Annotated in this window: 15 protein-coding genes; 10 read left to right on the top strand and 5 right to left on the bottom strand. The window is 74.3% G+C overall.

Annotation, left to right across the window (positions count from 1 at the left end; all coding sequences use genetic code 11):
* Positions 1 to 43 precede the first annotated feature (43 nt).
* On the bottom strand, positions 44 to 970 hold the full coding sequence (locus tag CXY01_RS17680) for an NADP-dependent oxidoreductase (protein ID WP_146930036.1): 927 nt from the start codon (positions 968 to 970) through the stop codon (positions 44 to 46).
* Positions 971 to 1,112: 142 nt separating this feature from the next.
* Here CXY01_RS17680 and CXY01_RS17675 point away from each other — a divergent pair, with 142 nt between their 5' ends.
* From CXY01_RS17675 to CXY01_RS17665, 3 genes are all read left to right on the top strand, one after another.
* A complete protein-coding gene (locus CXY01_RS17675; protein WP_146930033.1) occupies positions 1,113 to 3,932 on the top strand; it encodes an esterase-like activity of phytase family protein in 2,820 nt (939 codons plus the stop codon).
* A 79-nt stretch (positions 3,933 to 4,011) separates the two neighbouring features.
* The gene (locus CXY01_RS17670) at positions 4,012 to 4,509 is read left to right on the top strand and encodes a low molecular weight protein-tyrosine-phosphatase (protein WP_371862785.1); all 498 of its coding nucleotides are present in this window, start codon (positions 4,012 to 4,014) and stop codon (positions 4,507 to 4,509) included.
* Between the two features lie 7 nt (positions 4,510 to 4,516).
* On the top strand, positions 4,517 to 4,999 hold the full coding sequence (locus CXY01_RS17665; RefSeq protein WP_146930030.1) for a glutathione peroxidase: 483 nt from the start codon (positions 4,517 to 4,519) through the stop codon (positions 4,997 to 4,999).
* Here CXY01_RS17665 and CXY01_RS17660 read toward each other — a convergent pair.
* Positions 4,996 to 5,991, bottom strand: coding sequence for a magnesium and cobalt transport protein CorA (locus CXY01_RS17660; RefSeq protein WP_146930027.1), 996 nt, complete (start codon positions 5,989 to 5,991; stop codon positions 4,996 to 4,998). The genes CXY01_RS17665 and CXY01_RS17660 overlap by 4 nt on opposite strands.
* 31 nt (positions 5,992 to 6,022) lie before the next feature.
* On the opposite strand from CXY01_RS17660, the gene CXY01_RS17655 reads away from it, so the two are divergent.
* Genes CXY01_RS17655 through CXY01_RS17625 form a run of 7 tightly spaced genes read left to right on the top strand, consistent with a single transcriptional unit; the run spans position 6,023 to position 11,250 of the window.
* Positions 6,023 to 7,195, top strand: a complete 1,173-nt coding sequence (locus tag CXY01_RS17655; RefSeq protein WP_146930023.1) for a pyridoxal phosphate-dependent aminotransferase — start codon at positions 6,023 to 6,025, stop codon at positions 7,193 to 7,195.
* A gap of 37 nt (positions 7,196 to 7,232) precedes the next feature.
* Positions 7,233 to 8,339 carry a molybdopterin-synthase adenylyltransferase MoeB gene (moeB, locus tag CXY01_RS17650; protein WP_146930020.1) on the top strand — a complete coding sequence of 369 codons (1,107 nt, stop codon included), beginning with the start codon at positions 7,233 to 7,235 and terminating at the stop codon, positions 8,337 to 8,339.
* 2 nt (positions 8,340 to 8,341) lie between these two features.
* Positions 8,342 to 9,532, top strand: coding sequence for a molybdopterin molybdotransferase MoeA (locus CXY01_RS17645; RefSeq protein ID WP_146930017.1), 1,191 nt, complete (start codon positions 8,342 to 8,344; stop codon positions 9,530 to 9,532).
* Complete coding sequence (gene moaC / locus CXY01_RS17640) at positions 9,529 to 10,005, top strand: cyclic pyranopterin monophosphate synthase MoaC (RefSeq protein WP_146930014.1); 477 nt, start codon at positions 9,529 to 9,531, stop codon at positions 10,003 to 10,005. The genes CXY01_RS17645 and moaC overlap by 4 nt, the downstream gene beginning before the upstream one ends.
* Positions 10,002 to 10,760 carry a molybdenum cofactor guanylyltransferase gene (mobA, locus tag CXY01_RS17635; RefSeq protein WP_146930011.1) on the top strand — a complete coding sequence of 253 codons (759 nt, stop codon included), beginning with the start codon at positions 10,002 to 10,004 and terminating at the stop codon, positions 10,758 to 10,760. Before moaC ends, mobA begins: the two co-directional genes overlap by 4 nt.
* The gene (locus CXY01_RS17630) at positions 10,757 to 11,017 is read left to right on the top strand and encodes a DUF6457 domain-containing protein (protein ID WP_146930008.1); all 261 of its coding nucleotides are present in this window, start codon (positions 10,757 to 10,759) and stop codon (positions 11,015 to 11,017) included. Before mobA ends, CXY01_RS17630 begins: the two co-directional genes overlap by 4 nt.
* Positions 11,014 to 11,250, top strand: a complete 237-nt coding sequence (locus CXY01_RS17625; protein ID WP_146930005.1) for a MoaD/ThiS family protein — start codon at positions 11,014 to 11,016, stop codon at positions 11,248 to 11,250. Before CXY01_RS17630 ends, CXY01_RS17625 begins: the two co-directional genes overlap by 4 nt.
* Before the next feature lie 106 nt (positions 11,251 to 11,356).
* Here the strand turns inward: CXY01_RS17625 and moaA are convergent, their stop codons facing one another.
* From moaA to CXY01_RS17610, 3 genes are read right to left on the bottom strand one after another with little or no spacing between them, the layout of a single operon-like run.
* On the bottom strand, positions 11,357 to 12,451 hold the full coding sequence (gene moaA / locus CXY01_RS17620) for a GTP 3',8-cyclase MoaA (RefSeq protein WP_186813449.1): 1,095 nt from the start codon (positions 12,449 to 12,451) through the stop codon (positions 11,357 to 11,359).
* Positions 12,451 to 12,864 (bottom strand): molybdenum cofactor biosynthesis protein MoaE, encoded by a 414-nt coding sequence (locus tag CXY01_RS17615; protein WP_146929999.1) that lies wholly within the window; start codon positions 12,862 to 12,864, stop codon positions 12,451 to 12,453. The genes moaA and CXY01_RS17615 overlap by 1 nt, the downstream gene beginning before the upstream one ends.
* Entirely contained in the window at positions 12,861 to 13,352 is a 492-nt protein-coding gene (locus CXY01_RS17610) for a MogA/MoaB family molybdenum cofactor biosynthesis protein (protein WP_246125466.1), read from the bottom strand. Before CXY01_RS17610 ends, CXY01_RS17615 begins: the two co-directional genes overlap by 4 nt.
* Positions 13,353 to 13,406 lie beyond the last annotated feature (54 nt).

The following is a 13,406-nucleotide window of genomic DNA, read 5'->3' as shown; positions in this document are numbered from 1 at the left end:
GCGAGTGCGGACGTCGCGTCAGGAGATGTGCTCGTCGAGCGGGTCAGTCGACGCGGACGACGATCTTGCCGCGGGTGTGGCCGGTCTGGCTGGCCTCGTGGGCGGCTGCCGCGTCGGCGAGGGCGAACACCTCGGCGACCTCGACCTTCACCGTGCCGGCGTCGATCAGCGCTGTGAGGGCGTCGAGGTCCTCGGTGCTCGGGCGTACCCAGACGTAGTGGCCGCCGAGCTCGTCGCGCGCGGCCGCGTCGACGATCGAGGCGACGGTGCCGCCGTCGGCCAGCACGGCGCGGGACGTCGCGACGAGGTCGTCGCTGCCGAAGTCGAGGATCACGTCGACCCCGTCGGGTGCGAGGGCGCGCACACGCTCGGCCAGCCCGTCGCCGTACTCCACCGGCTCGGCGCCGAGACCGCTCAGGTACTCGTGGTTGCCCGACGACGCCGTGCCGATGACCCGGGCGCCGAGCGAGCGGGCAATCTGGACGGCGAACGCACCGACCCCGCCGGCGGCCGCATGCACGAGGACCGTCTGCCCGTCGGTCACCCCGGCGCGCCGGATCACCTGGTAGGCCGTCAGCCCGGCGAGCGGCACGGCCGCGGCCTCCTCGAAGGACAGCGAGGCGGGCTTGCGGGCGAGCGTGCGCACGGGGGCCGCGACGAGCTCGGCGAACGTCCCGCCGTGCATCCAGTCGCGCCGGACGTAGCCGTAGACCTCGTCGCCGACCTGCCACTCGGGGGTGTCCAGCCCGACGCGCTCGACGACCCCGGCGACGTCCCAGCCCGGCACCACCGGGAAGGTCACGTCCATGACGGCGTCGAGGTACCCGGCGCGGACCTTCCAGTCGACCGGGTTGACCGACGCGGCGCGCACGCGGACCAGCACGCTGTCGGGCCCGACCTTCGGGGTGGGCTGCTCGGTGAGCTCGAGGACGTCGGAGCCGCCGTAGCGGGAGTAGGTGATTGCTCGCATGAGTCGCACAACCCGGCACCGGCGTCCGGTGTTCCGACCTGGACGGTCGACCAGCCGCCGCACGCCGTTCACCTGCAGGTTCACTGACCGACACCGGCCGCCGACAGCCTCTGCACGACATCCCTGACCGAAGGAGAGCTCGATGCTGCCCGTGCCCCGCCGACGACACCGTCTGCCTGCCATCCTCGCCGCGGCGGCGCTGGCCGGTGTGGCTCTCGGCCCGGCGCAGGCCAGCGCACCTGCGGCGCCGTTCCAGCGGCTCGCCACCTACCCGGTGTACCTGAACGCGCCGGCGGGCGCGGACCCGGCGGCGCCGACGGTCGCGGAGATCTCGGCGGTCAGCGAGGACGGGCGCACGTTCATCCACACCGACGCGCTCGCACGCCGGATCGGGTTCGTCGACATCACCGACCCGGCGAACCCGCAGGGGCTGGGCACGCTCGACCTGCAGTCCGACCTCGGCGTCGGCGGGCACGCGGAGCCGACGTCGGTCGCGGTGGTGGGCGGCTACGTGCTGGTGGTCGTCGACACGTCGGAGAGCTTCACCAGCCCGTCGGGGCTGCTCGCGGTGGTCGACCTGGCCACCCACGCCGTGGTCCGCACGCTGGACCTGGGCGGTCAGCCGGACTCGATCGCGCTGACGCCCGACAAGACGCACGCGGCCGTCGCGATCGAGAACCAGCGCGACGAGGAGGTGAAGCCGGCCGGCGGGAAGAAGGGCGACCTGCCGCAGCTGCCGGGTGGCTTCCTCCAGCTGGTCGACCTGCCCAGCGCTGACCCGGCGACGTGGACGACCCGGGCGGTGCCGTTCACGGCCGACGATCTCGCCGGGCTCGACACCCCGCAGGACCCGGAGCCGGAGTACGTCGCCGTCGACCCCACCGGGTCCACGGTCGCCGTGACGCTGCAGGAGAACAACGGCGTCGCGCTGGTCGACATCGCCAGCGCGACCGTGACCAGCGTCTTCTCCGCCGGCACGGCCTCCGTCGACGGCATCGACACCGCGAAGGACGGCGTCATCGACCAGACCGGCTCGATCCCGGCCGCACCGCGCGAGCCGGACGCGATCGCCTGGCTGGACGCCACGCACGTGGCCACGGCCAACGAGGGCGACTGGAAGGGCGGCACGCGGGGCTGGACGGTCTTCGACGCCACGACGGGCGCGGTCGTCTGGGACGTCGGCAACGAGCTGGAGCGCCTCGCGGTGCGCACCGGGCTGCACAACGAGGACCGGGCGGCCAAGAAGGGCGTCGAGATCGAGGGGCTGGCCGTCGCCACCATGGGTGGCACCCGGTACGCCTTCGTCGGGTCGGAGCGGTCGAACTTCGTCGCGGTGTACGACGTCGACGACGCGACGCACCCCGTCTTCGTGCAGGTGCTGGCCACGACGAACGGTCCGGAGGGCATCCTGCCGGTGCCGTCGCGCGACCTGCTGCTGGTCTCCAGCGAGACCGACGACGCGAGGGTCAACGTCCGCTCCTCCGTCACGGTGTTCGGCACGGCCGGAGGGACCGCCTTCCCGCAGGTGGTCTCGTCGGACGACGCCGCGGGCGACCCGATCGGCTGGGGTGCGCTGGGCGCGCTGACCGCGGACCTGTCCGACGCGGACCGGCTGTGGACGACGACGGACGCGGCCTACGCCACGACCCGCCTGCTCTCGCTCGACGTGTCGAGGACGCCCGCGGTGATCGACCGCGAGCTGCCGGTGACTCAGGACGGCGTCGTCGTCGGTCTCGACGTCGAGGGGCTGGCCTCGCGCCCGGCCGGCGGCTTCTGGCTCGGCGTCGAGGGTGCCACCGGTGACGGCAACCGGCTGGTCCGGACGGACGGCTCCGGTGCGGTCGTCGAGACGGTCCCGCTGCCCGCCGACATCGCGGCCGGGCTCACAAAGTGGGGCATCGAGGGCGTCACGACGCTGACCGACGCCGACGGGGAGCACGTGTGGGTCGCGCTGCAGCGCGGTCTGGCCACCGACGGGTCGAACGCCCGGATCGGTCGGTACGACGTCACGACGAGCGCGTGGACGTGGTTCACCTACCCGCTGGAGAGCACGAGCGTCACGGGCGACTGGCTGGGGCTGTCGGAGATCACGGCGGTCGACGCCGACACCCTCGCGGTCATCGAGCGGGACAAGCTGAACGGGCCGAGCGCACGCGTGAAGCGGATCTACACCGTCGAGATCCCGGCCTCGGGCTCCGTCCTCACCAAGACGCTCGCGCACGACGTCCTGCCGGACCTGCGGGCCACCCGCGGCTGGACGCAGGAGAAGCTCGAGGGCCTGACGGTCGGCGGCGACGGCGAGGTCTACGCCGTGACCGACAACGACGGCCTCAAGGACGCCACCGGCGAGACCGTCCTCCTGCGGCTCGGTTCGGCGGAGGAGATGTTCGGCACGGGACCGACGCCGAGCCCCAGCCCGACGGCGACGCCCAGCCCGACGGCGACGCCCAGCCCGACGGCGACGCCCAGCCCGACGGCGACCCCGACGTCGAGCCCCACGACGGCCCCGACGCCGGCTCCGGTCCCGACGACGCCGGTGTTCACGGTCGACGCCGACGACCTCACCGCGGCGAACCGCGGCGGCCTGACCGTCACGGGAACCCTCCGCCCGGGCGCCACCTTCACGGTCCGTGCGACGGGATACGCCCCGGGCGAGCGGGTCGACGCGAGCCTGTTCTCGGTGCGCACCGACCTCGGCTCGGCGCAGGCGGACGCGACGGGCGCGGTGACCGCGACCCTCACGCTCCCGACGACGACGACCGTCGGGACGCACCGTCTGGTGCTTGTCGGGCAGGGAGCGGGACGCATCCTGTGGACGGAGGTGCAGGTGGTGTCTGCCCCGCAGGCGGGGTCGCTGGCGGTGACGGGTGCCGACGGGGTGCGCCTGACGGTGCTCGCCGCGCTCGTGCTGCTGGGGCTCGGGACCGGTGCGGTGCTGGTCCGGAGGCGCCGCACCGCCTGACGCACGGGAGCGCCCTGCCGCCGCGGCGGGGCGCTCCTCGTCGGGGCGTGAGCCCGACGCCCGAGGCTCGTGTGCGACGATGCGCCCCGTGCCCCAGCCCTACACCGTGATGGTCGTCTGCACCGGAAACATCTGCCGATCACCGATGGCCGAGGTGGTGCTGCGCGAGCGGTTCGCCGCCGCCGGGCTGGCGGACCGGGTGGTGGTCGACTCCACGGGCATCAGCGACGAGGAGCACGGCGACCCGATCGACCGACGGGCCCGCACGGTGCTGGTCGCCGCCGGCTACCCCTCGGGCGACGGGCACCGGGCGCGGCAGACCGTGGCGGACGACCGGCGCGACCTCGTGCTGGCGATGACGGACGCGCACGCCCGGGCGCTCCGGCGGCTGGGAGCCGAGCCGGTCCTGTTCCGCTCCTTCGACCCGGCAGCGGCGGGCGCGGACATGGCCGACCCCTGGTACGGCGGACCGGCCGACTTCGAGGAGTGCCTGACGCAGATCGAGGCGGCGGCGGACGCGATCGTCGACCATGTCCGGGCCGACCTCGGGAATGCGCAGGTCGGACGGGACGGTTGACCGAGGCATGTCCCTCGACGAGATCCCCCTGACCACCCTGCACGGCGACCCCACGACGTTCGGCGCGTACGCGGACCAGGTCAAGCTGGTGGTCAACGTGGCCTCGCGCTGCGGGCTGGCGCCGCAGTACGAGAAGCTCGAGGCGCTCCAGCGGACGTACGGCGACCGGGGGTTCACCGTCCTCGGGTTCCCCAGCAACCAGTTCCTGCAGGAGCTGGGCTCCGAGGAGGCCATCGCGGAGTACTGCTCGGCGACGTGGGGCGTGACGTTCCCGATGTTCGCCAAGACGAAGGTCAACGGCCGCTCGCAGCACCCGCTCTACGCCGAGCTCACCAAGACGCCCGACGCGTCCGGCAAGGCCGGCCGGGTCACGTGGAACTTCGAGAAGTTCGTGGTCACGCCCGACGGGTCGGTGCACCGGTTCCGCCCGACCACCGAGCCGGACGCACCCGAGATCGTGGAGCTGATCGAGGGCTCGCTGCGCTCCTAGAGCCAGCGGTTGCGCCGGAACGCCCGGTGCAGGACGACGCAGACCAGCGCGATCCCGGCCAGCGTCACCCAGAAGCCCGCCGGTGAGCCTGCCCCGGGGATGACGTCGAAGTTCATGCCGTAGAGGCCGGCGATGGCCGTCGGCACGAGCGCGATGGCCGCCCACGCCGAGATCTTGCGCATGTCGGAGTTCTGCTGGACGGTCACGCGGTTCTGCTCGACCGTCACCTGCGCGAGGTCGGCCTGCAGGACGTTGGTGAGCAGCGCGTCGGCAGCCTCGATGAGCTCCGCGGCCCGCAGCGCGTGGTCCTGGACGTCACGGAAGTACGGCCGTGCGTAGATGGGGACGCACGGCACCTCCTCCTCGGCGAGCCGGGTCAGCGGCCCCACCAGCGGCACCACGGCGCGGCGGAACTGCTGCACCTCGCGCTTGAGCTTGTAGATGCGCTCGGCGTGGTCGTGGCCCGGCTCGTCGCCGAACACCTGGTCCTCGATCTCGTCGAGGTCCTCGTCGATCGACGCCGTCACCTCGAGGTACTGGTCGACGGCCCTGTCGAGGATCCCGTGCAGCACCGCGGGCGGTCCGTGCAGCAGCATCTCGCGGTCCGCCTCGAGCGCGGCCCGCACCTGTGCGGGGATGGTCGTCTCCCCGTGCCGGACGACGATCACGAACCGGTCGCCCAGGAAGACGGCCAGCTCGCTGACCTCCACCACCTCGACGTGGTCGACGTAGTGCACGGGCTTGACCACGGCGAAGGTCACGCCGCCGTACCGCTCGAGCTTGGGGCGCTGGTGGGCGCGGATCGCGTCGTCGATGGCGAGCTGCGGCAGCTCGAAGCCCTCCGCGATCGCGTCGAACTCGTCGGCCGTCGGCTCGACGAGGCCGATCCAGACGAACCCGTCGTTCTTCTCGGCCTCGCGCAGCGCCACCCGCAGGTCGTCGAGCCGGTGGCGGCGCCGGCCGTCGGAGTAGAGCGCGCAGTCGACGATCACGGTCCGAGGCTAGACGTGTTCAATGACAGGCATGAAGGTTGCTCACCGCGCCCACGTGCCGCCGTTCGCCGTGATGGAGATCCTGGCCGCCGCGAACGCGCGACGCGCTGCCGGCGAGGACGTCCTCAACCTGTGCGCGGGCGAACCGTCGACGGGGGCGTCCGAGGTGGTGCGGCAGGCGGCGATCGACCTGCTCACCAGCGGCGGAGGACTCGGCTACACGGAGGCCCTGGGCGTCCCCGCGCTGCGGTCGGCCATCGCGCAGCACTATCGCGACCGGTACGGCGTCGCCCTCGACCCGCGTCGGGTGGCCGTCACCACCGGGTCGTCCGGCGGCTTCGTGCTGGCGTTCCTCGCGGCCTTCGACGTGGGTGACCGGGTGGCGCTCGCCGTCCCCGGCTACCCCGCCTACGCCAACATCCTCGCCGCGCTCGGCTGCGAGGTGGTGGTCGTCCCGTGCGGACCGGAGACCCGCTACCAGCCGACCGTCGCGCAGCTCGAGGCGCTCGACCCGCCGGTGGAGGGGCTGGTGGTGGCGAGCCCCGCCAACCCGACCGGCACGATGATCGACCCCGACGAGCTCGCCGCGCTCGCGGACTGGTGCGGCACCCACGGCGTCCGCCTGATCAGCGACGAGATCTACCACGGCATCACCTACGGGTCCGAGGCGACGGCGACCGCCGCTCACTACCTCGACCGCGGCGCCGTGGTCGTGAACTCGTTCTCCAAGTACTGGGCCATGACCGGGTGGCGGCTCGGGTGGCTGGTCCTGCCCGACGACCTGCTGCCGGTGGTCGACGCGCTCGCCGGCAACGTGGCCCTGTGCCCGCCCGCGCTCGCCCAGCACGCCGGGGTCGCCGCGTTCAGCCCGGACGGGTACGCGGCCGCCCGGCAGAACGTCGAGCGGTACGCCGTCGCGCGCGAGCACCTGCTGGGTCGGCTGCCCGAGCTCGGCTGGACCCGGATCGCCCCGGCCGACGGCGCGTTCTACCTGTATGCCGACATCTCCGCGAGCGGCCTGGACTCGATCACCTGGTGCGCGCGACTCCTCGACGAGGCGGGCGTCGCGCTGACGCCGGGCACCGACTTCGACCCGGTCGACGGCCGGCACTGGGTCCGGCTGTCGTTCGCGTCGTCGGTCGACGTCGTCCGCGAGGCGGTGGACCGCATCGTCGCGTGGCAGCGGACGCTGAGCCCTGCCTGAGTCATGCCGGTCTCCCGCGGGACGTAGGTTGGGTCGCGTGCCGCTGCCCGCCCTGGTCCCGCCCGGACCGCCGCTGACCCCCGCGCAGGTCGAGCGCGGGTCGCGGCACCTGCTGCTCGCGGAGATCGGCGTCGACGGACAGCGCCGGCTGCGCAACGCGCGGGTGCTCGTCGTCGGCGCGGGCGGCCTCGGTGCCCCCGTCATCCAGTACCTCGCCGCGGCGGGCGTCGGGACGCTCGGGATCGTCGACGACGACGTGGTCGACGTCAGCAACCTGCAGCGCCAGGTCATCCACGGGACCGCCGACGTGGGCCGCGCCAAGGTGGACAGCGCGAGCGACGCCGTCGCCGCGCTCGACCCCGACATCCGCGTCGTGGCCCACCGCACCCGCCTGACCAGCGAGAACGTCGACGAGACCCTGCGCGGTTACGACGTCGTCGTCGACGGCACCGACAACTTCCCCACCCGCTATCTGGTCAACGACGCGTGCGTGCGCCTGGGCCTGCCGGAGGTGTGGGGCTCGGTGCTGCGGTTTGACGCGCAGACCACCGTGTTCTGGGGCCGGGCCGGGGTGCAGCTGCGCGACCTGTTCCCGACGCCACCGCGGGACGACGAGGTCCCGTCCTGCGCGGAGGCGGGCGTGCTCGGCGCGCTCTGCGGGCAGATCGGCTCCGTCATGGCCACCGAGGTGGTCAAGCTCCTCACCGGCACGGGCGAGCCGCTGCTCGGCCGCGTGCTCGTCGTCGACGCCCTGCGCGCCCGCTGGACCGAGGTCCCCCTCGTCGGTCGCCCGACACCCACCCCGAGCTTGGAGGCTCCACCCATGTCCGACGTCCCCGTCGTCACCGCCCCCGAGCTGGTCAGCCGGCTCGCCGCCCGCGAGGCCGGCACCGACGACTTCCTGCTCATCGACGTGCGCGAGCCCGCCGAGCACGCCCAGGTCTCCATCCCGGGCGCGGTGCTCGTGCCGCTGGGCACCGTGTTCGACGGGACCGCGCTGGCCGACCTCCCGCGCGACCAGGAGATCGTCGTGCACTGCCAGGTGGGCGCCCGGTCGCTGACCGCCGCGAAGATCCTGCGCGGCGCCGGGTTCGACGCGTCGAACGTCGACGGCGGGATCCTGGCCTGGCTGGACGCGCGCTGACCGTGCGCTCCCTGGAGGACCACCGCGCTGCAGCACTCGCCCTGGCGGCTCCGCTGCCCGCGGTCGAGGTGACGCTCGACGAGGCCGACGGCATGGTCCTCGCCGACGACCTGCGCACCGACGAGCCGCTGCCCCGCTGGGACAACTCGGCGATGGACGGGTACGCGGTCCGGCACGCCGACGTCGCCGCTCTGCCGGTGACGCTGCGGGTCGTCGCGGACCTGCCGGCCGGGTCCGCCGACGAGCCCGTCGTGGTGCCCGGCTCCGCCGCCCGGATCATGACCGGGGCACCGGTCCCCGCGGGCGCGGACACCATCGTCCCGGTCGAGCTGACCGACGCCGGGACCACGACCGTCCTCATCCGGGACGCTCCCGCGGCAGGGACGCACCTGCGGCGCGCGGGCGAGGACGCCGTGCCCGGTGACGTGGTCGTCGCGGCGGGCACCCTGCTCGGACCGGCCGCCGTCGCCGCGGTCGCGTCGCTGGGCCACCCGACCGTGCGGGTCCACCGCCGCCCCCGCGTCGCGGTCGTGTCCACCGGTGACGAGCTGGTCCCGCCCGGCACGCCCCTGCGCCGCGGCCAGATCCCCGACTCCAACTCGTGGCTGCTCGCTGCCGCGGTGCGCGAGGCGGGCGGCGTCGCGGTGCGGATCGGCCCGGTGCCCGACGACGTGGACACGCTCCGGGACCTGCTGACCGGACTCGACGTCGACGCGATCGTCACCTCCGGCGGCGTCAGCGTGGGCGCCTACGACGTGGTCAAGGCGGCGCTCATCGACCAGCCCGACGTCGAGTTCGTCGCCGTCGCGGTCCAGCCCGGCAAGCCGCAGGGCCTCGGCCGGCTCCCCGGCGGCACCCCGATCTACACGCTGCCGGGCAACCCGGTGAGCTCGTTCGCGTCGTTCGAGATGTTCGTGCGCCCCGCCATCCTGCGGATGCGCGGGCTGCGCGACGTCGAACGCCCGACCCTGCTCGCCGTCGCCGACGACGACTGGACCACCCCACCCGGACGCGCCCAGCTCATGCCCGTGCGCTGGGTGGGGCCGGACCGCGTCGCCCGGGCCACGGCGCGCGGGTCCGGCTCGCACCTCGTCGCCCGGCTCGCCCTGGCCGAGGGGCTCGCCGTCATCCCCGCCGAGACCTCCCGCGTCGCCGCCGGCGACCGCCTCACCGTCCTGAGAGTGAGCCCATGAGCGAGCAGTTCACGCACCTCGACGCCGCCGGGCACGCCCGCATGGTCGACGTGACCGCCAAGCAGCCGACCGTCCGCGCCGCCACGGCCAGCGGTCGTGTGGTGTGCGGACCTTCCGTGGTCGCCGCCCTGCGGTCCGGCGACGTGCCGAAGGGTGACGTCCTCGCAGTCGCCCGCATCGCCGGCATCGCCGCCGCCAAGCGCACCCCCGAGCTCCTGCCGCTCGCGCACGTCATCGGGGTGCACGGGGTCGTCGTGGACCTCGACATCACCGACGACGGCGTCGCCATCACCGCCACCGTCCGCACCGCCGACCGCACCGGCGTCGAGATGGAGGCCCTCACCGCCGTCTCGGTCGCCGCCCTCGCGGTCGTCGACATGGTCAAGGGCCTCGACAAGTCCGTCCGCATCGCCGACGTCCAGCTGGAGGCGAAGAGCGGCGGCCGCTCGGGCGACTGGCGGCGCGACGCGTGACGCACCCGGGCGGCGCGGACAGCGGTCACGCGGGGGGCGGCACCCGTCCCGGCGGTGACGCGGTCCGTCTCGCCTACGACGCGATCGTGCTCGCCGGCGGGCGCGCGCGTCGGCTCGGCGGCGCCAGCAAGCCCGACGTCCTCGTGGGCGGCGTCCCTTTGCTGGACCGCGCGCTCGCGGCCGTGGTCGACGCGGCGCACGTCGTCGTCGTCGGCCCGCCGCGGGTCGCGCGGCCCGGGGTCGTGACCGTGCTGGAGGACCCCCCGGACGGCGGACCCGTCGCCGGTCTGGCAGCCGGCCTCGACGCACTGCCCGGCGACGGTCCCGAGCTCGTGGTCGTCCTCGCGTGCGACGTCCCCGGCGCAGCACGCGTCCTGTCCGCCCTGCTCACGGCCGCCGCGGTTACCGCCACCGCCGCTCCCGTCACCTCGGACGCGAGTGCCCGCGCGGCTGCCGCCTCCACCGCTCCCGTCACGTCGGGCGCGGGTGCCGCCGTCCCCAGCGCCGGAGTGGACGGCGCGCGCATGGTCGGGTCCGACGGCCGGGCGCAGCACCTGGTGGCGGTCTACCGGCGGGCGTCCCTGCGTGCGGCGCTCGACGGGCTGCCGTCGGTGCACGGTGCCGCGATGCACCGGCTCGTCGACGGTCTCCGGCTGGCCGACGTCGCCGACGCCGACGGTGCGACGGCGGACGCCGACACGTGGGCCGACGTCGAGCGCCTCGACGCGGCGCTCGGTGACAGGATCGACCCATGACCGACGACCCCCGCCGCGCCCCGGGCGCTGACCTGCCGGACTGGATCGACCAGATCACGAGCGCGCTCGGCGTCGACCGCGAGCTGGTCGACATCGACCGGCTGCTCCAGGTGTCCTCCGACGTCGCGCACCAGGTGGCCCGCCCCGCCGTCCCGGTGACCATGTTCGTGGCCGGCCTCGCCGCGGCGAGCGCCAACCCGTCGGACGTCCTCGCCTGGGTCGAGGCCCGCGCAGCCGAGTGGACCGCCGAGAAGTGATCACGGTCCGCTACTTCGCCGCCGCAGCCGAGGCCGCGGGGGTCGACACCGAGCAGCTGCCCGCCGGCTCGGCCGCCCAGGTCCGCAGCGCGATGGTCAGCGCCCACGGTGCGGCTCTGGAGCAGGTGCTCGGGCGGTGCTCCCTCCTCGCGGACGGCACGCGCGTCGACGGCGCCGACCCGGTCCCCGCCGGAGCGACCCTGGACGTCCTGCCGCCGTTCGCGGGCGGCTGACCCGCCGCGCGACTGCGCGCGCCACGTGGCGCGGGCGGCTCACGTGGCCGATACGCCGGGGAGAGCAGAGCACTCCCGCAGGACGGGCGATGCGAGACGCCGGCGGTCAGCCGCCGATCGCGCTCATCGGGCGGTCCGGCTGCAGGAAGCTCGGGTCGTCGATGTCGTGGCCGGCCTTCTTGCCCGCCAGGCACCGGCGGTACGCGTCGGCGAGGGCGGTGTCGACGTCGACTGCCGCAGGGGCCGGTCGGGGCGGTGCCGTCGCGCCGACGCGCAGCGCCTGGCCCGGCCCGATCCCGAGGGCGGCTGCGTCGGGAGCGTCCGACGACCCGCGCAGCAGGTCCCGCACGTTCGTCTCCGTCTGGGAGAAGAGGCACGCGCGCAGCTGCCCGTCGGCGGTGAGGCGCAGCCGGTCGCAGGCGCCGCAGAACGGTGCGGTGACGGACGCGATGACGCCGACCGTCGCCGGGCCGCCGTCGACGGTCCACAGCTCGGCGGGGGCGGCACCGCGGCCGGGGACCTCCTCGAGGCGGAAGGCGGAGCGCAGCCGTTCCAGGATTTCCGCCTGGGTCACCATCTCGGCGCGGTCCCACGTGTGCCCGGCGTCGAGCGGCATCTGCTCGATGAAGCGCATCTGGTAGCCCCGGTCCACCGCGAACCGCGTGAGGGCGACCACCTCGTCGTCGTTGACCCCGCGCATGGCGACCGCGTTGATCTTCACGGGGTGCAGCCCGGCGGCGTCGGCGGCGGCGATCCCGGCGAGCGTCTCGACCAGCTTGTCGCGACGCGTCAGCTCGAGGAACTTGGCGCGGTCGAGGGTGTCCAGGCTGATGTTCACGCGCGACAGCCCGGCGTCCTTGAGGTCCGACGCGAGCCCGGGAAGGCGCAGCGCGTTCGTCGTCAGGGACACCTCGGGGCTGCCCGCCGGGCCGGTGAGGGCGGTGAGCCGACGGACGACGTCCACGATGTCGACCCGCAGCAGCGGCTCGCCACCGGTGAGCCGGATCTCGGTGATGCCGAGCGAGACGCCGACCCGCGCGACGTGCACGATCTCCTCGGTGCTGAGCATCGTCGAGCGTGCGAGCCACGGCACGCCCTCGGCCGGCATGCAGTACGTGCAGCGCAGGGAGCACCGGTCGGTCAGCGAGATCCGCAGGTCGCGGTGCACGCGCCCGAACCGGTCGACCAGCTGCTCGCTCATCACAGACCCACCCATACGTGCGAACCGTCCTCGAGGACCTCACGCTTCCACACCGGCAGCTCGGCCTTGACCGTCTCGACGAGCCTGCGGCACACGTCGAACGCCTCGGCCCGGTGTGCCGTGGAGACGGCGACGACGATCGCGGCCTCCCCGACGGCCAGGTGCCCGATGCGGTGGCTGACGGCGAGACCCAGGACGTCGGCCGACGCGGCAGCTGCGGACGCCAGGCGCTCGATCACGGCCTGTGCGTCGGGGTGCGCCGAGTAGTCCAGCCCGGTCACCCGACCCTCGACCGACGGGTCGTGGTCCCGGACCAGCCCGACGAACGTCGCGACCGCCCCGGCCCGTGGGTCACTGACGTGTTCCACGTGAAACTGCAGGTCGAGGGGCTCGTCGACGACGCGCGCGATCATCGGTGATCGCCCCCGGCCAGCTGGTCGAGCACGTGGTCGACGAGCGGGAGGAGCGCGTCGAGCCCTTCGACGACGCCGTTGGGCGACCCCGGCAGGTTGACGACGAGCGACCCGCCGTCGGTCACGCCGGCGACGCCGCGGGAGAGGACGGCGGTGGGGACGGTCCATGCCCCGTCCCGGCGCAACAGCTCGGCGATGCCCGGCAGCTCGCGGTCGATGACGGCGCGGGTGCCCTCGGGGGTGCGGTCGCGCGGTCCGACGCCGGTGCCGCCCGACGTGAGGACGAGCCGCGCCCCGCCGGCCAGCGCGGTGCGGAGCGCACCCGCGACCGACTCGGCTCCGTCGGGCACGACGGTCACGTGCACCGGGCGGAACCCTGCGCCGAGCAGGCGGGCCGCGGCAGCAGGACCGGAGGTGTCGGGCCGGACACCCGCAGCGGACCGGTCCGACACCACGATCACCGTCGCGGGGCGTGGGGTCGTCTGCACCCGGCCAATGTACGCACGGCCGGCGCACGACGACCGGGCGGCCTGCCCCGTGGA

It is taken from the genome of Cellulomonas xylanilytica, from assembly GCF_007989805.1.
GTDB lineage: Bacteria > Actinomycetota > Actinomycetes > Actinomycetales > Cellulomonadaceae > Cellulomonas > Cellulomonas xylanilytica.
Note: the sequence above shows the minus strand (reverse complement) of the source record. Positions and strands in the feature narration are given on the sequence as shown.

Coding starts and splice junctions, on each gene's coding strand:
- CXY01_RS17630 (WP_146930008.1), top strand. CDS start 10,757: ATGACCGACGACCCCCGCCGCGCCCCGGGCGCTGACCTGCCGGACTGG.
- moaA (WP_186813449.1), bottom strand. CDS start 12,451: ATGAGCGAGCAGCTGGTCGACCGGTTCGGGCGCGTGCACCGCGACCTG.
- CXY01_RS17680 (WP_146930036.1), bottom strand. CDS start 970: ATGCGAGCAATCACCTACTCCCGCTACGGCGGCTCCGACGTCCTCGAG.
- CXY01_RS17615 (WP_146929999.1), bottom strand. CDS start 12,864: ATGATCGCGCGCGTCGTCGACGAGCCCCTCGACCTGCAGTTTCACGTG.
- CXY01_RS17675 (WP_146930033.1), top strand. CDS start 1,113: ATGCTGCCCGTGCCCCGCCGACGACACCGTCTGCCTGCCATCCTCGCC.
- CXY01_RS17655 (WP_146930023.1), top strand. CDS start 6,023: ATGAAGGTTGCTCACCGCGCCCACGTGCCGCCGTTCGCCGTGATGGAG.
- CXY01_RS17665 (WP_146930030.1), top strand. CDS start 4,517: ATGTCCCTCGACGAGATCCCCCTGACCACCCTGCACGGCGACCCCACG.
- moaC (WP_146930014.1), top strand. CDS start 9,529: ATGAGCGAGCAGTTCACGCACCTCGACGCCGCCGGGCACGCCCGCATG.
- CXY01_RS17670 (WP_371862785.1), top strand. CDS start 4,012: ATGCGCCCCGTGCCCCAGCCCTACACCGTGATGGTCGTCTGCACCGGA.